This window comes from Couchioplanes azureus, from assembly GCF_014648355.1.
GTDB classification, from domain to species: domain Bacteria; phylum Actinomycetota; class Actinomycetes; order Mycobacteriales; family Micromonosporaceae; genus Actinoplanes; species Actinoplanes azureus.
Window position 1 is genome coordinate 1 of the sequence record NZ_BMQY01000011.1, and the last position, 14,931, is coordinate 14,931.

Genomic DNA, 14,931 nt, shown 5'->3' on the forward strand with positions numbered 1-14,931 from the left:
GTGCGCCAGGCCGTCGTCGTGGCCCGGGAGGACCGGCCCGGCGACAAGCGGCTCGTCGCGTACGTGACCGCGGCGGCCGGCCGGAACCCGGACCCGGCCGCGGTGCGCGGGCACGCCGCCGGGGAGCTGCCCGCCTACATGGTCCCGGTGGTGGTCGTCCTCGACGCGATGCCGCTGACCGGCAACGGGAAGATCGACAAGAAGGCCCTGCCCGCCCCGGCCGCGGCCGCCGAGCCCGGCCGGGCCCCGCGCGACGCCCGCGAGGAAATCCTGTGCCGGCTGTTCGCCGAGGAGCTCGGCGTGGAGCAGGTCGGCATCGACGACGACTTCTTCGCGCTCGGCGGGCACTCGCTGCTGGCCACCAGGCTCGCCGCGCGGATCCGGGCCACGCTCGAGGCGGAGGTGCCGGTCCGCGACGTCTTCCTCCGGCGCACCGTGGCCGCGCTGGCGGAGGGCCTCTCCGGGGCCGGCCGCTCGGCCGGTGCGGCGCTGACGGCGGACGCCCGGCTCGACCCCTCGATCACCATCGGTGCACACCCGCGCCGACCCGGCCCGCCCGAGCGCATCCTGCTCACCGGCGCGACCGGCTTCCTCGGCGCGTTCCTGCTCGCCGAGCTCCTGCGGGTCCACCCGCGGGCCCGGATCATCTGCCCGGTACGGGCGGAGGACGAGGTCGGCGCCATGGCCCGGATCGAGCGGAGCCTGCGCCGCTACCGGCTGTGGGACGAGGGCGTCCGCGCCCGGGTCACCGCCGTCCCCGGCGACCTCGAGGAACCCCGGCTCGGCCTGACCGCGGCGCAGTTCGAGCAGCTCGCCGCCACGGTGGACGTGATCTACCACAACGGGGCCCGGGTGCACCTCGCCGACCCGTACGAGCGGATGCGGGCGGCCAACGTCGCCGCCACCACGGACATCATCCGCCTGGCGGCGCGCCGCGGCGTCCCGCTGCACTACGTCTCGACGTGCAGCGTGCTCTACTCCCGCAAGGACACTCCGCCGGTGCTCACCGAGGACCGGCGGGTCGAGGCGGACGAGGTCCCGGCCAACGGGTACATCCAGACCAAGTGGGTGGCGGAGGAACTGGTCCGGGAAGCCGGCCGCCGGGGCCTGCCCGTCGCCGTCTACCGGCCCAGCCGGATCAGCGGCGCGACGGCGACCGGGGCGACCGGCGAGGGCGACGCGTTCTGGCAGATGGTGCGGGCCAGCGTGGAGCTCGGCGCCGGCCCCGACGGCGGTCCCTACGCCGACGTCGACCTGGTGCCCGTCGACTACGTGGCCCGGGCCATCGTGCACCTGTCGCGCACCGCGGCCCTGCACGGCCAGGCGTACCACCTGGTCAACCCGGTGCACACCGACGCCGCGGACGTCTTCACGGCCGTCCGGGCCGCCGGCCGTGCGGTCCGGAGCCTGCCCCACGACGAGTGGGTCGCCGCGCTGCACGCCGCGGCTCGCACGGCCGGGCCCGGCAGCTCACTGCCCGGAGCGGCGCTGCTGCACAGCGGCGGCGCGGGCGGGACCCAGCCGCGGCAACCCCGTTTCGACAGCACCATCACCCAGCGGGAACTCGCCGGCTCCGGCGTCGAGTGCCCGATCGTCGGCCCGGACACTCTCGAGCGCTACGTGCGGTTCTTCGCGGAGACCGGTTTCCTGCCCGAGGAGCGTTCATGAGCAAGCCCCTGATCCTGCGCAACCGGGCCTTCGCCCGGGTGTGGGCGGCGCAGATCTGCAGCCAGGTCGCCGGCCGGATGTTCCAGGCCGGCACCGTGTGGTGGGTCGTCAGCGAGGTGAGCGAGGACCTCCGGGGCCGCTCCACCGGTCCGTTCATGATGCTGGCGACCCTGCCCGCCGTGCTGCTCATCCCGGTGGTGGCCCGCACCCTGTCGCGGTACGCCAGCCGTACCGTGATGCGCACGGCCGAGCTCTGCGCGGCCGCTGTGGCCCTGGTCCTGCTGGCGTGGGCGCTCGTGGGGGACCTGCCCCTGCTGGCGCCCTATCCGGCGGTGCTCCTGCTGGCCGCCACCCAGTGCTTCTTCGACCCGTGCCTGACCAAGTCGGTGCCGGAGCTGGTCGACCGGGAGGACATCCAGCACGCGACGTCCTTCGAACTGTCCACCCAGTCCATCGCCGGGCTGACCGGTGCGGTGGCCGGACCGTTCCTGATCCACCTGGGTGGCCCGGCCGCGCTCGTCGCGGCGTGTGCCTCCAGCTATCTGCTGTCGGCGTTGCTGGTGCACACCGCCGCCTTCCGCGCGGCCCCGGCCCCGGCCCCGGCCCCGGCTCCGGCCCCGGCCCCGGCCCCGGCCCCGTCCGCGGCCGGCGGCTCCGCGCCGACGGGCACCGTCACCGCCCCGGCCCCCGCACCCGCGCCCGTGCGGCGCAAGCTCCGCGCCGTGCTCGCCGACCTGCCGTTCATCCGTGCCGTGCTGATCTGCTTCGCCGCCGCGAACCTGTTCGCCACGGCCGGCGCGGTCATCTTCCCGCTGTACGTGCGCGGCCTGTTCGGCGACGACCCCACGACCCTGGTCCTGTTCCAGGCGGCGGTGGGCATCGGCATGCTGGCCGGCTCCTTCTCCGGCCCGCACGTCCCCGGCCGCCCGGCCACCCTGGGCCCCATCTGCATCGCCGCCATCGGCGCCGGCTCGGCCGTGCCGGGCCTGGTCACCGACCGGGCGGCGATCGTCGCCGGGCTGCTCGTGGTCGGCTGGAGCGCGGGCGTGCTCGGGGTGAAGTTCGTGACGCTGTTCCAGCACACCGTGCCGGCCGGCGACAAGCCGGTCTTCTTCGCCGCGATGCAGGCCCTGCTGACCGCGACCTTCCCGGTCGCCTCCCTCACCTTCGGGTTCCTGGGCGACGGCCTGCCGCCGCGGACGCTCTGCCTGATCCAGGCGGCCGGCTTCGTCCCGGTCGCCCTGGCCCTGCTGGCGCTGCGGCGCCGCGAGCCGGCCCCGGCTGGCATAGGGTCGGCGGCATGACGCAGACACACACCCTCGTCACGCCCGACGTGGACCTGGTCTACGACGTCCGCGGCCCGCTCCCGCCGGCCGGCGGCCGTGCGCTGCTGATGATCGGCCAGCCGATGACCGCGGACGGCTTCGGCGCGCTCGCCGCCCACTTCGCCGACCGTACGGTGGTCACCTACGACCCGCGCGGCCTGGGCCGCAGCGTCCGCAAGGACGGCCGCTGCGACCACACGCCCCAGGACCAGGCGGCCGACCTGCACCTGCTCGTCCAGGAGCTGGGCGGCCCGGTGGACGTGTTCGCCAGCAGCGGCGGCGCGGTGACCGCACTGGAGCTGGTCGCGACCCATCCCGGCGACGTCGCCACCCTGGTCGCCCACGAGCCGCCGATCAACGCCGTGCTGCCCGACGCCGAGGCCGCCGCCCGGGCCCGGGCCGGCTTCCACGAGGCGTACCAGGCCGGGGGCTTCGGCGCGGGCATGGCCGCCTTCCTCGCGATGACCTCCTGGCAGGGCGAGTTCACCGATGCGTACTTCGCCCGGCCGGCGAGCGACCCGGCCGCGATGGGCCTGCCGGCCGGCGACGACGGCACCCGCGACGACCCGCTGCTGTCGAAGAGGTCGTGGGCGATCACCGACTACCGCCCCGACCCGGTGGCGCTGCGGGCGGCACCGACCCGCATCGTCATCGCGGTGGGCGAGGAGTCGCAGGGCACGTACACGGCGCGCACGGCCCACGGCACGGCGGCGCTGCTCGGCCAGGAGGCGACGGTCTTCCCCAGCCACCACGGCGGCTTCCTCGGCGGGGAGTTCGGCTACGCGGGCAAGCCCGAGCAGTTCGCGGCCCGGCTCCGCGAGGTCCTGGCCGGCGCCGGGCCCCAGGAGGCGCAGAGTTGATCCACCACGTCCAGCTCGCCTGCCCGCCCGGCAGCGAGGAAGCCCTGCGCGCCTTCTACGGAGGCGTCCTGGGCCTGCGGGAGATCCCGAAGCCTCCCGTCCTGGCGGCCCGCGGCGGATGCTGGTTCCGCGGCCACGGCATCGAGCTGCACCTCGGCGTGGAGCAGGACTTCCGGCCGGCCCGCAAGGCGCACCCGGGCCTGCTCGTCGACGACCTCGACACATGGGCGACCCGGCTGCGCGAGGCAGGCTACCCGGCCGACTTCGACGACGACTTCCCCGGCATGCGCCGCTTCTACAGCAGCGACTGCCACGGCAACCGCCTCGAGTTCCTCCAGCCGCTCGCCTGACGGCACCCCCGCGCGGTACGACTAGCGATCACCTCGACGGGCCAGGAACTCGTGGGCGCCGCGGAGGCGGGTGGTGAGGCGGGCGCGGGTCGTGGTGCAGTCGAGGCGGACGTCGAGGGGGCCCGGTGGGCCGGAGGCCGCGCGCCGGCCGGTGGGCAGGGCGGTGGCGTCGAGGCCGTCGCGGCGGGCGATGAGGGTGCCGAGCTCGTGGCGGTTGACCGGGTCGGGTCCGGCCACGTGGTGGATCCCGGTGTGCGGGGACGCGGCCAGCTCCAGCAGCGCCGCGGCCAGGTCGCCGACGTGGACCGGGCAGCGGACGTCGTCGGTGAACAGGGCGCCCGTCGTGGCGCCCGAGGCGAGCGCGTGGACGAACGTCTCGTGCACCGAGTCGCCGTCGCCGATGATGAGGGAGGTCCGGGCGATGACGGCGGTGGGGTCGAGGCCCTTGACCGCCGTCTCGGCGGCGGCCTTGGCGGCGCCGTACGGGGTGATCGGGTCGGGCGGCGCCGTCTCGTCGTAGCGGACCGCCCGGCCGGAGAAGACCGCGTCGCTGGACACCTGCACGAGCCGGGCTCCGGTCGCCGCGGCCGCCGCCGCGACGTGCATGGCGCCGTCCGCCGTGGTCGCCCAGTCCGACTGCCGGTACGCGGCGTTGACGACGACGGCCGGCCGGACGTCGGCGACCAGCCTGGCCACGTCCTCGCGGCGCCGGATGTCCACTGTCCGCCAGGCGACGCCGGTGAGCAGCGACGCTCGACTGTGGAAGGTCGGGGGCGCGGCGCCGTGTCGGGTGGCCGTGACCTGGGCTCCGGCGTCGCGGGCCCGCCGGGCGACCTCCCGGCCGAGGAAGCCGCTGCCGCCCACCACGAGAAGATCCATGCGACCAGGTTAGGCCCGGGCGGGAACGGCCCGGCGCCGTCCTGTTACCGCTCCGATAGCGAACCTTCCGGTGCTCTTAAGGCAGCGCCGCTCAGACTCCCAGCGTCACGATGATCGATTCGGGCCCTGGGGAGGACCACTCGTGAAGCATGCGAGGAAGAGCAGAACCGCGCTGCGTGCGACGGTGTTCGGCGGCGTCACGCTGGTCGTCCTCGGCGCCGGGGCGATCGTCACGGCCGGGTACTCGGTCAGCGCCGGGGTGACGGCCCCGGACGCGGCGGACCGGCTGGCGCTCAGCACGGCCGCGGCGGACCAGTACGTCACCGGCTCGTCGACCGGCTTCACGAAGGGCTCGGAGGAGAAGTTCAGCCGCCAGCAGGTGACCTCCACCGCGCGGGGGCTGACCTACGTCAGCTACGCCCGTACATATAAGGATCTGCCGGTTTTCGTCGGTGGTGACGCCGTGGTGGTCACCGACCGCGACGGCATCGTCCGGGGGAGTGCCGCCGGGGCCGGGCCGCTGAAGGTACCGACCAAGGCCAAGGTGACCGCCAAGCAGGCCAGCGCCACCGCGCTGGGCAGGCACCCCGGAACCGTGCGGGGAACGCCGAAGCTCGGCGTGATCGCGGAGAAGGACGGCCGGCTGGTGTGGGAGGTCGTCGTCGACGGCCGCGGCGACCACGGCCCGAGCCGGGCCCACGCCTACGTCGACGCGCGCACCGGGAGCTACGTCGGCTCCTGGGACGAGATCGCCGGGGGCACGGGCAACGGTCACTACAACGGCACGGTGCAGATCGGCACGACCGGCAGCGGCGGCCAGTTCGAGATGCGCGACCCGGCGCGGGGCAACATGCGCACGGTGAACGAGGCCGGCGGCCGCGCCTTCACCGACGCCGACGACAGATGGGGCAACGGCCGCGGCACCGACCTGGTGACCGGCGCGGTCGACACCCAGTTCGCCGGCGCCACGATGTGGGACATGCTGAAGAGCAAGTTCCAGCGGGACGGCATCGACGGCAAGGGGCGGACCGCCACCATGTTCGTCGGCCTGGACGACGTGAACGCGTTCTACAGCTGCGCCGGCACCGGCGACGCCAGCCGCGACGAGACCAAGTACGGGCACACCGAGGACAACGGCCGCCAGGTCAACTCGGTGGACGTGGTCGCGCACGAGCTGGGGCACGGCGTGTTCTGCCACACCCCGGGCGGCAGCCGGGGCACCTCGAACGAGACCGGCGGCCTCAACGAGGGCACCGGCGACATCTTCGGCACGCTCGCCGAGCACTTCGCCGCCAACCCGAACGACCCGGCCGACTACCTCGTCGGCGAGGAGGTCGACCTCGTCGGTCAGGGTCCGATCCGCAACATGTTCGACCCGTCCAAGGCGGGCGACCCGAACTGCTGGTCCACCGCCATCCCGCGCACCGAGGTGCACTCGGCGGCCGGCCCGCTCAACCACTGGTTCTACCTGGCCGCGGAGGGCTCCCGGCCCGCGGGCAAGCCGGCCAGCCCCACCTGCAACGGCAAGCAGGTCACCGGCATCGGGCTGTGGCAGGCCGGAGAGATCTACTACCACGCCCTGCTGCGCAAGACCTCCGGCTGGACGTACTCGCAGGTGCGCAAGGCGACCCTGGACGCCACCAGGGAACTGCACCCGGACAGCTGCGCCGAGTTCGACGCGGTCAAGGCCGCCTGGGACGCGGTGAGCGTGCCGGCGCGCAACGACCCGACCTGCACCGCACCGTCGAACCCCGGGCCGAAGCCCACGCCGTCCGCCTCCACCCCCGCGCCGAAGCCCTCGGCCAGCACGCCCACGACCGGCGGCCAGGCCGTCCCGGCGCCGGACGTCGACGGCGCCAAGGTCGAGGCGCACCTGCGGGAGTTCGCCCGCATCGCCGAGGAGAACGGCGGCAACCGGGCGCATGGCACCGCCGGCTACCAGGCCTCGATCGACTACATCAAGGGCAAGCTGGACGCCGCGGGATACACGACGCGGATCCACCGGTTCACCTCCGGCGGCCGGACCGGCCTCAACCTGATCGCCGACCTGCCCGGCCGCGGCGACCCGAACCAGGTCGTGATGCTCGGTGCACACCTGGACAGCGTCGAGGAGGGCCCCGGCGTCAACGACAACGCCAGCGGCTCCGCCGGCATCCTGGAGGTCGCCCTGACCTACGCCGGCTCCGGCGCCAAGGGTGACAAGGCCCTCCGCTTCGGCTGGTGGGGCGCGGAGGAGGACGGCCTGGTCGGCTCCAAGGCGTACGTGAGCTCGCTGTCCGCGGCCGAGAAGGCCAAGGTGACCGCCTACCTCAATTTCGACATGATCGGTTCGCCCAACCCCGGGTACTTCGTCTACAACGACGACGCCAAGGGCGGGTTCATCACCCAGGCCTTCCAGGAGGGCTTCGCCGCCGAGCGCATCGAGTCGGAGGGCGTCGGCCTGAACGGCCGCTCGGACCACGCCTCCTTCATGGCGGCCGGCATTCCCAGCGGCGGTACGGCGACGCTGAGCCTCGCGCCGACCATGAGCCAGGCCCAGGCGCAGCGCTGGGGCGGCCGGGCCGGGCAGCCGTTCGACCCCTGCTACCACAAGGACTGCGACACGCTCGACAACATCGACGCCGCGGCGCTGGACACGCACACCGACGTGGCCGCGTACGCCGCCTGGAAGCTGGCCGGCGTGAAGGCGCCGGTGGAGACGACCGGCACCCGGGTGTCGAACGACGCGGAGTTCCCCATCCGCGACCGGGCGGCCGTCGAGTCCCCGATCACCGTGCAGCGAGCGGGTCAGGCGCCGGCCGACCTGACGGTGGACGTCGACATCGCCCACCCGTTCCGCGGTGACCTGGAGATCCACCTGCTGGCGCCGGACGGCACGGCGTACCTGGTCAAGAAGGCGAGCCGCTTCGACCGGGCCGACGACGTCAAGCTCAGCAAGACCGTCGACGCCTCGGCGGAGCAGGCGAGCGGCACCTGGAAGCTGCGGGTGCGCGACCTCTACTCGGGTGACACCGGCACATTGCGTTCCTGGGGCCTGACCTTCTAGGTCAGGGGCACAGGTCGGGGGCGGTTCCGTGGTGGGCACGGACCGCCCCCGACCGCTATGGTCGGCACTCGATCTTTCGACCCGGCGGTGCTTCCTGGAATGAGACGCAGTTACGTTCGCGTCGCCCTCGCGGTGACGACGCTGGTGGCCCTGGCGTTCGTCATCCCGCTCGGCCTGCTCGTGCAGACCGCGGCGCAGGACCGCGCCATGCGCGAGGCGGAACGGCAGGCCCTCGGCCTGTCGGCCGTGGTGGTGGTCGCCAAGGACCGCGACCTCGTGCTCAATTCGATCGAGAGTACGCAAGCCGGGCACGAGGAACGGCTCGCCGCCCATCTGCCGTCGATGGGTACGGTCGGCGCCTCGCGGGTCGACGCCGCCATCGTGTCCCAGGTCCGGCAGCAGCAGAGCGCGGGCACCGTCGACGTGGACGGTGGCCGGGCGTACCTGCGCCCGGTGGCCCTGCCGGAGGGGCTCATCGCGGTGATCGAGGTGTACGTGCCCACGGCGTCGCTGCGCTCGGGGGTCGCCCTGGCCTGGCTGGTGCTCATCGCCGAGGCGATCGTGTTGGTGGGGGTCTCGACGTTGCTCGCCGACCGGCTCGCCGCCCGGGTGGTGCGCGCGACCGGCGACCTCGCCCGGACCGCCGCCAGCCTCGGCCGCGGCAGCCTGCACGCCCGGGTCCAGCCGAGCGGCCCCCGGGAGATCGAGGAGGTCGGCGGCGCGCTCAACGTCCTCGCCGAGCGGTTCCTCGAGCTGCTGGCCACCGAGCGCGCACTGGCCGCGAACCTGTCGCACCGGCTGCGGGTGCCGCTGACGGCGCTGCGGCTGAACACCGAGGCGCTGCCGTCCGGCGCGGACCGGGACCGTCAGCTGCGGGTGGTGGACCGGCTGGAGAACGAGATCAACGCGGTGATCGTCGAGGCGGCCCGTCCGCTGGCCGCGCGGCCGCGGCTACGGTGCGACCTCGGTGCCGTCGTGGCCGACCGGACGGAGTTCTGGGGTGCCCTGGCCGAGGACCAGGGCCGGCCCTGGCAGGCCGATCCGCCGCCCGCGGGCATCACCGTGCCGGCGGCCTTCTCGGTCGTCGCCGAGGCCCTGGACGTGCTGCTGGGCAACGTCTTCCACCACACGCCGGAGACGGCCGCATGCCGCGTGTCCGTGCAGCGCGGCCCCGACGGGGCGTCGGTCACGGTCGACGACGCCGGGCCGGGCTTCCGTGACCCCGAGGCCGCGGTGTCGCGCGGGGCCAGCGACGCCGACTCCACCGGGCTGGGCCTGGACATCGCCCGGCGCCTCGCCGCGGACACCGGCGGCCGGCTCACCGTCGGCCGCGGCGAGCTCGGCGGCGCCCGGGTCGTGCTGACGCTGGGCCTGGTCGCCGAGGAGGTGCCGCCGCCGGCGCCCCGCCAGGGGCTGTGGCGGCGCCTGACCGGCGCCAGATCGGGCGGCAGCGGCGCGCACGCCCGGCGCTAGGGGCCGGTTCGGCGCGGCACGGGCCGCTCAGGCCGCGTCGTCCGGCGCGGAGAGCCGGATGCCCACCCCGCGGACGGTGTGCAGATAGCGCGGCGCCGCCGCTCGCTCGCCCAGCTTGCGCCGCAGCCAGGTGACGTGGACGTCGACCGTCTCGAGCGAGCGGCTCTCCGAGCACCAGACGTCGTCGAGCAGCTGGCGCCGGGTGACCACCTTGCCGGCCCGCTGCATGAGGTAGGCGAGCAGGTCGAACTCGAGCCGGGACAGCTGCAGCGGCGCGCCGTCGAGCGAGGCCGTCCGCGCCTCCGGATCGAGCTGGATGCCGCCCAGGGTGAGCGTGCGGGACTCGGGCGCGGCGCCGCGGCGCAGCACCGCCGCGATCCGCGCCTCCAGCTGCTCGGCGGAGTACGGCTTGACCACGTAGTCGTCCGCGCCGGCGCGCAGCAGGCTGATCATCTCGCTCTCCGCGCCGCGGGCGGTCGCGACGACGACCGGCACCGCCGAGGTGGCCCGGATCCGGCGCAGCACCGTGGCGCCGTCGAGATCGGGCAGATTGAGGTCGAGGACCACCACGTCGGGCCGCCAGCTGGCGAGCTCGCGCAGCCCGTCGAGGGCGGCCGCGCAGAGCCGTACGGCATGTCCGGTCACCGACAGTAAGCGATCGATGGCTTCGCGGATGTCCCGATCGTCCTCGATCACCAGCACCTGAGCCATGCTCACAATCTATCGATCGCTGAGGCAGAATGTAATCATGGGCCGGAGCTGGAGATTCGTCGTCGCGTGGCTGACCGCGGCGAGTGCGGCGGTCACGGTGTCCTGGCTCGGGGTGCGGGTCGGCATCGCCCCCGCGATCACCGCCGAGGCGCCGGTCGCCATCGACGTCAACCGACGGTACACGGAGGTCCGTTTCGGGCCGGCCGATCCCACGGTCACGCCCACCGCGCCGCGGCCCAAGCCCAGCCGCTCGTCCGCGCGGCCGGCCCGGACGCCGACGGCCGCACCCACCCCGACCCGGACCCCGTCGGTGCGCCCGCCCACGGCCTCCCCGTCGGCGAGCCCGTCGCAGACCGAACCCGACCGCCGCCCGCGGTACCGCGTCCCCGCCGACGGCGGCGACGTGATCGTCGCCTACTCGTCGACCCGGGTCGACGTGATCGACACCGAGCCCCGGCTGGGGTACGTCGCAAGCGCGAGCCGCAGCAGCGACACGGTGGTCGTCGTGCGGCTGGAGGGCCCGGCGCACGCCTCGGTCGTCACGGCGTACTGGGACGACGGACCGGAGGCGCAGATCGTCGAGGAGTACCGCTGAGGGGCGGGCTTCGCCGAAGCGGTTGACGGGCCGCACCCGGCGCGCGACGCTGGACGTTCGGGCTGGTCACACTAGCGCCGGAGGGGGTTCCCACGGTGATCGATTTCCTGCTCGGCACCCTGCTGATCCTCAGCATGGTCGTCACGATGATGGTGCTGACGCCGCCCTCGCACCTGCGCCTGCGGCACCATCACCACCACAGGCGCGGCTGACGTGGCCGGAGGGGCTCGCCGGGCTGGTGGGCCCGGTGGAACGCCTCCACCACGGACAGGGGCATCCGGCCACGCCCCGAGATCGCATAGCCGTGCTGATGGGCCCAGTCGCGGATCAGCTGGTTGTGCTCGCGCCCGGAGCTGCGGGGCCGGGCCGGTGGGCGGCGAGCGGCGCGGCCGGTGCGGCCTCCGGGGCCGACGGGGGTCGCCGCGGACAGGAACGGCCGCAGCGCCGTCCGCAGCACTCCGGCGTTCGTCTCGGACAGGTCGATGGTGTAGGTGACGCCGTCGATGCCGAACTCGACCGTACGGTCGGCGCTGCCGCCGTCGAGGTCGTCGGTCAGCACCGTGATGACTTGCCTGGCCATGCGGGATCTCCTGGGGCGGGGCGGTGCGGCCCGACCGGCGCACGGGCGTGCGGTGTCCTGAGCGCGACGCCCCCGATGACTCGCCGTGGCGCCCAGGGCGACGGCTCGCCCGTGTCGAGGTGTGGCCGGTGTCGCTCGCGAATTGTCACAGGAATGTGGCGGGAATGTCATTTCGAGAATGGTGTCCGCGGCACCGATCTGCTGACCCGACCGAGCCTAGGTAGGCCGCCGCGGAGGTGTCAAGTGCATAAGACAATACAGTGGACGAACGGGTGCGTGCGCCCGACCAGCCCAATCGGTCCGTCCGTTGTGGAGTAGGCGACAGTCGATCTCCGAATTGGATCGGTGGACCCGTACACTGAGCCGATGGCTTCCCCGCAAGAGTTGGTGCTGATGGCGGTGCACGCCCACCCCGGCCCGGAGTCCACCAATACCGGCGGCATTCTCGCGCACTACGCCCGGCAGGGCGTCCGCGTCGTCCTCGTGACCTGCACCGACGGGCAGCTCGGCACCGGCGCGGAGGGTGCCGCGCCCGGGCAGGACGGTCACGATCCCTCGGCGGTGGCCGAGACCCGCCGCGCGGAGCTGCGCGCGGCCGGTGAGCACCTCGGCGTGCATCACCTCGAGCTGCTCGGCTACCGCGACTCGGGGATGGACGCCGCGGGCCCGCCCGGCGGCTTCCGCGACGTGCCGGTCGAGGAGGTCGCCGCCCGGATCGGCGCCCTCGTCGAGCGGTATCGGCCCCAGGTCGTGGTGACCTACGACCCCGAGGTGCACTACCACCCCGACCACACCCACGCCGCGCTGGCGACCCAGCAGGCGGTGCGGGAGACCGGCATCCCCGCCAAGGGGTATTCGGTGGCCCTCGGCGCGGCGTACTGGACGGAGATCCACGACGCGGCCGTCCGGGCCGGCCTGCGCGAGGACGGCGGCCGGCCCGGGCCCGGCGCCGAGGCGCGGCAGGTGGACGACCGTATCACCACGATCGTCGACGTCGCGGAGGTGCTGGCGCGCAAGCAGGCCGCCATCCTCGCCCATGCCAGCCAGATCCGGGGCACCTGGATCGAACGGCTCTTCTCGCGCGAGATGCCGGCGGTCCTCGGCCGGGAGACCTACATCCGCACCTGGGACCGCAGCGGGGCGCCGCTTCCCGAGCGGGATCTGTTCGCCGGCATCCGCGCCGATCGGGCGTGACGCCCGGCCGCACGACTTGACGAGGTGACGACATGAGCAGCACGCCCGCCGGCGACACGTCCGGTTTCTGGCTGGCCGGCACGGTTCTCCGGCTGCTGGAGGAGCGGTACGGCCGGGGCCGCGTCCCGTCCGTGCGGGTCCTGTCGCGGGACATCCGCGACGCCAACGACGGCGACACCATCTCGCACGGTCACATGCACAACATCCTCAGCGGCGGCGCGGTCAACATCACCGACCGGACCCGGGCGGTGCTCGCCCGGTTCCTCGGGGTGCCGCCGACCGCGCTGATGCCCTCGGCGGAGCAGGCGAGCGCACCGGCCGGCCCGCCCTCCGCCGAGACCCTGGCGATGCGCTTCTCCTCCCTGCGCCCGGAGGAGCTCGCGGCGATCGAGAAGGCCATCCACATGGTCAGGAGCGCGCGCGACACCATCGACCGAGGGTGAGCCGGCGGTGCCCGCCGGGGCGGGGAACGGAGAGGGTCTTGACGTCCAAGTACACGCGCGCCATCGCCGGCAGGCTGGTCGCCCGCCTGCCGGAGCTTCCCGAGCCGTGGCGCATCGAGGTGCTCTGCCGGGACCTGGCGCGGCTGCGCGGCCGCCCGCTGACCGTGCACGCGGTCACCCTGCGGGGCCTGCCCTCGGGCCTGTGGTACGACGACGGCGTCAGCGACCGGATCATCCACCGCGCCTCGGCGACCGGCTACTACCGCGACCACATCATCCTGCACGAGCTGTGTCACATCCTCGCGGGCCACGGCGTCCCCCGGCCGGCGGCGGTGGCCGAGATGACGCGGACCGGCCCGGCCGGCCGCGCGGAGCAGGGCCGGGCGCGGCTCTGCGACAGCATCGAGGAGGAGGTCGCCGAGACCTTCGCCTCGATGGTGCTGCGCTCGGCCGGCCAGCGTCCCCCGCGCCACCTCAGCATGACGGAACGCCGCGCCGAGGAGCTGTTCGGGGCCACCCGTGCGTGACGTGCCGGGCTGGGTCGAGAGCCTGCGCGGCGTCATCCTGGTCGTCGTCTGGGCCGTGCTGATCCTGCGCGTCCCGGCCGTCCGCCGGCGCCGGCAACGCCCCGCGTGGGTCGTGCTGCTGTGCCTGGCGGCCGGATCGGTGGCGATCCAGGCCGGCGTCGCCCGGTGGATCGACGGGGTGACCGGCGTCGCGCACCTGAGCGATCTGGTGGTGAGCCTGGTCGCGCTCACCGACTTCGCGGCCGTGTGGTGGTTCGCCCAGCACCTGCGCCGCGACGCGGACCCCGCGCCGCGCCACCGGGCGCCGTGGCTGGCCGCCGCGGCGATGGCCGCGGCCGCGGTCCTGCTGTTCGCCGTCACCCCGGAGGCCGACCGGTTCGGCAAGGAGGCCCACGGCTGGTGGATCGTCTACGCCGTCGCCTGGATCGGGTACGGGGCGACGACGGCGATCGCGGCGGCGGCCATCTTCTGGCGCACCGCCCGGTCGGTGCGCGGCCCGCTCCTGCGCTACAGCATGCTCGCGCTGACGATCGGCGTCGGGGCCGAACTGCCGTACCTGGTGATCCGGGCCGTCCGGTGGTTCGTCCCGGGCACTCCCGCGGAGCTGGCGCTGGCCGGCTTCTGGTGCTCCTTCGCCCGGTTCGTCGTGGTCGCCCTCGCCTGCTCCGTCGCCGCCCTCGAACCGATGCGCAAGGCCGTCGTGTACTGGGGACGCCGGCAGCGGCTGTACGCCCTGTGGTCGCTGCTCAGAGAGTCGACGCCCGGTCTCGTCCTGCACCAGCCGGTGTCGCGCACGGCCGACCTCTTCGTCCTCGGCAACACCTGGGAGCTGCTGCACCAGCGGGTCGTCGAGATCCGCGACAGCATCACCTTCCTGCACGACGGCTGGGCGACGCCCGCCCTGCTCCGAGCGGCCGCGGAGCACGCCGCGCCGGCCGGACCCGGCCGGCAGCGCCTCGTCGCCATCGCGTGCTGGGTGGAGGCGACCCGGCGCCAGGCCCTGGCCGGCGTGCCGAGGGCCGCTCAGGAGCCGGGGCAGGAGCTGCTCCCGGACGTGCGCGCGACCGCGTCCACCATGCGGCGCGAGGTGGGCCAGCTCGTGCGCCTGCACCGGCACCTCACCTCGCGGGCCGTCCGGGACTTCGCCGACCGGCACGCGAGCAGCCCGGCCAGTCCGGTGCCCTGAGCGGTCCGCGGTGCGGGCACGGCCGCCGGCGGCCGTGCCCTCTTGACGATCCGATGTATCTCCGCGGGACGACGATCGTCCTGTTCGGTGCGGC

The 14,931-nt window shown here is 74.3% G+C and carries 14 protein-coding genes; 11 read left to right on the forward strand and 3 right to left on the reverse strand.

Going from position 1 to position 14,931, the window contains the following annotated elements:
* The 4 genes from IEY99_RS29045 to IEY99_RS29060 all read left to right on the forward strand — a co-directional run.
* A partial coding sequence (locus tag IEY99_RS29045) for an SDR family oxidoreductase (RefSeq protein ID WP_189207286.1) occupies window positions 1-1,668 on the forward strand: 1,668 nt, incomplete at its 5' end.
* Window positions 1,665-2,972, forward strand: coding sequence for an MFS transporter (locus IEY99_RS29050; RefSeq protein WP_189207287.1), 1,308 nt, complete (start codon window positions 1,665-1,667; stop codon window positions 2,970-2,972). The genes IEY99_RS29045 and IEY99_RS29050, both read left to right, overlap by 4 nt.
* Window positions 2,969-3,853, forward strand: coding sequence for an alpha/beta fold hydrolase (locus IEY99_RS29055; protein ID WP_189207288.1), 885 nt, complete (start codon window positions 2,969-2,971; stop codon window positions 3,851-3,853). The genes IEY99_RS29050 and IEY99_RS29055 overlap by 4 nt, the downstream gene beginning before the upstream one ends.
* Window positions 3,850-4,203, forward strand: coding sequence for a VOC family protein (locus IEY99_RS29060; RefSeq protein WP_189207289.1), 354 nt, complete (start codon window positions 3,850-3,852; stop codon window positions 4,201-4,203). Before IEY99_RS29055 ends, IEY99_RS29060 begins: the two co-directional genes overlap by 4 nt.
* A gap of 21 nt (window positions 4,204-4,224) precedes the next feature.
* On the opposite strand, the gene IEY99_RS29065 is transcribed toward IEY99_RS29060, so the two are convergent.
* Window positions 4,225-5,082: an SDR family oxidoreductase gene (locus IEY99_RS29065; protein WP_189207290.1), complete on the reverse strand. Its 858-nt coding sequence runs from the start codon at window positions 5,080-5,082 to the stop codon at window positions 4,225-4,227.
* A 202-nt stretch (window positions 5,083-5,284) separates the two neighbouring features.
* Between IEY99_RS29065 and IEY99_RS29070 the strand changes: the two genes are divergently transcribed.
* Entirely contained in the window at window positions 5,285-8,128 is a 2,844-nt protein-coding gene (locus IEY99_RS29070) for a M28 family peptidase (protein WP_189207448.1), read from the forward strand.
* A 99-nt stretch (window positions 8,129-8,227) separates the two neighbouring features.
* Entirely contained in the window at window positions 8,228-9,601 is a 1,374-nt protein-coding gene (locus IEY99_RS29075; protein WP_189207291.1) for a sensor histidine kinase, read from the forward strand.
* Between the two features lie 27 nt (window positions 9,602-9,628).
* Here the strand turns inward: IEY99_RS29075 and IEY99_RS29080 are convergent, their stop codons facing one another.
* Window positions 9,629-10,303, reverse strand: coding sequence for a response regulator transcription factor (locus tag IEY99_RS29080; protein WP_189207449.1), 675 nt, complete (start codon window positions 10,301-10,303; stop codon window positions 9,629-9,631).
* A gap of 46 nt (window positions 10,304-10,349) precedes the next feature.
* Between IEY99_RS29080 and IEY99_RS29085 the strand changes: the two genes are divergently transcribed.
* Window positions 10,350-10,907, forward strand: coding sequence for a hypothetical protein (locus IEY99_RS29085; protein WP_189207292.1), 558 nt, complete (start codon window positions 10,350-10,352; stop codon window positions 10,905-10,907).
* Window positions 10,908-11,097: 190 nt separating this feature from the next.
* Here the strand turns inward: IEY99_RS29085 and IEY99_RS29090 are convergent, their stop codons facing one another.
* The gene (locus IEY99_RS29090; RefSeq protein WP_189207293.1) at window positions 11,098-11,487 is read right to left on the reverse strand and encodes a histone-like nucleoid-structuring protein Lsr2; all 390 of its coding nucleotides are present in this window, start codon (window positions 11,485-11,487) and stop codon (window positions 11,098-11,100) included.
* A gap of 366 nt (window positions 11,488-11,853) precedes the next feature.
* On the opposite strand from IEY99_RS29090, the gene IEY99_RS29095 reads away from it, so the two are divergent.
* Genes IEY99_RS29095 through IEY99_RS29110 form a run of 4 tightly spaced genes read left to right on the forward strand, consistent with a single transcriptional unit; the run spans window position 11,854 to window position 14,837 of the window.
* Window positions 11,854-12,681, forward strand: coding sequence for a PIG-L deacetylase family protein (locus tag IEY99_RS29095; protein ID WP_189207294.1), 828 nt, complete (start codon window positions 11,854-11,856; stop codon window positions 12,679-12,681).
* A gap of 32 nt (window positions 12,682-12,713) precedes the next feature.
* On the forward strand, window positions 12,714-13,124 hold the full coding sequence (locus tag IEY99_RS29100; protein WP_189207295.1) for a hypothetical protein: 411 nt from the start codon (window positions 12,714-12,716) through the stop codon (window positions 13,122-13,124).
* A 38-nt stretch (window positions 13,125-13,162) separates the two neighbouring features.
* Window positions 13,163-13,651, forward strand: a complete 489-nt coding sequence (locus IEY99_RS29105) for a hypothetical protein (RefSeq protein WP_229799353.1) — start codon at window positions 13,163-13,165, stop codon at window positions 13,649-13,651.
* Window positions 13,644-14,837: an MAB_1171c family putative transporter gene (locus IEY99_RS29110; protein ID WP_189207296.1), complete on the forward strand. Its 1,194-nt coding sequence runs from the start codon at window positions 13,644-13,646 to the stop codon at window positions 14,835-14,837. Before IEY99_RS29105 ends, IEY99_RS29110 begins: the two co-directional genes overlap by 8 nt.
* The last annotated feature ends 94 nt before the right edge of the window (window positions 14,838-14,931 follow it).

Excerpts from the sequence above, each read along its gene's own strand:
- IEY99_RS29050 (WP_189207287.1), top strand. The coding sequence starts at position 1,665 with ATGAGCAAGCCCCTGATCCTGCGCAACCGGGCCTTCGCCCGGGTGTGG.
- IEY99_RS29055 (WP_189207288.1), top strand. The coding sequence starts at position 2,969 with ATGACGCAGACACACACCCTCGTCACGCCCGACGTGGACCTGGTCTAC.
- IEY99_RS29065 (WP_189207290.1), bottom strand. The coding sequence starts at position 5,082 with ATGGATCTTCTCGTGGTGGGCGGCAGCGGCTTCCTCGGCCGGGAGGTC.
- IEY99_RS29075 (WP_189207291.1), top strand. The coding sequence starts at position 8,228 with ATGAGACGCAGTTACGTTCGCGTCGCCCTCGCGGTGACGACGCTGGTG.
- IEY99_RS29085 (WP_189207292.1), top strand. The coding sequence starts at position 10,350 with ATGGGCCGGAGCTGGAGATTCGTCGTCGCGTGGCTGACCGCGGCGAGT.
- IEY99_RS29090 (WP_189207293.1), bottom strand. The coding sequence starts at position 11,487 with ATGGCCAGGCAAGTCATCACGGTGCTGACCGACGACCTCGACGGCGGC.
- IEY99_RS29095 (WP_189207294.1), top strand. The coding sequence starts at position 11,854 with ATGGCTTCCCCGCAAGAGTTGGTGCTGATGGCGGTGCACGCCCACCCC.
- IEY99_RS29100 (WP_189207295.1), top strand. The coding sequence starts at position 12,714 with ATGAGCAGCACGCCCGCCGGCGACACGTCCGGTTTCTGGCTGGCCGGC.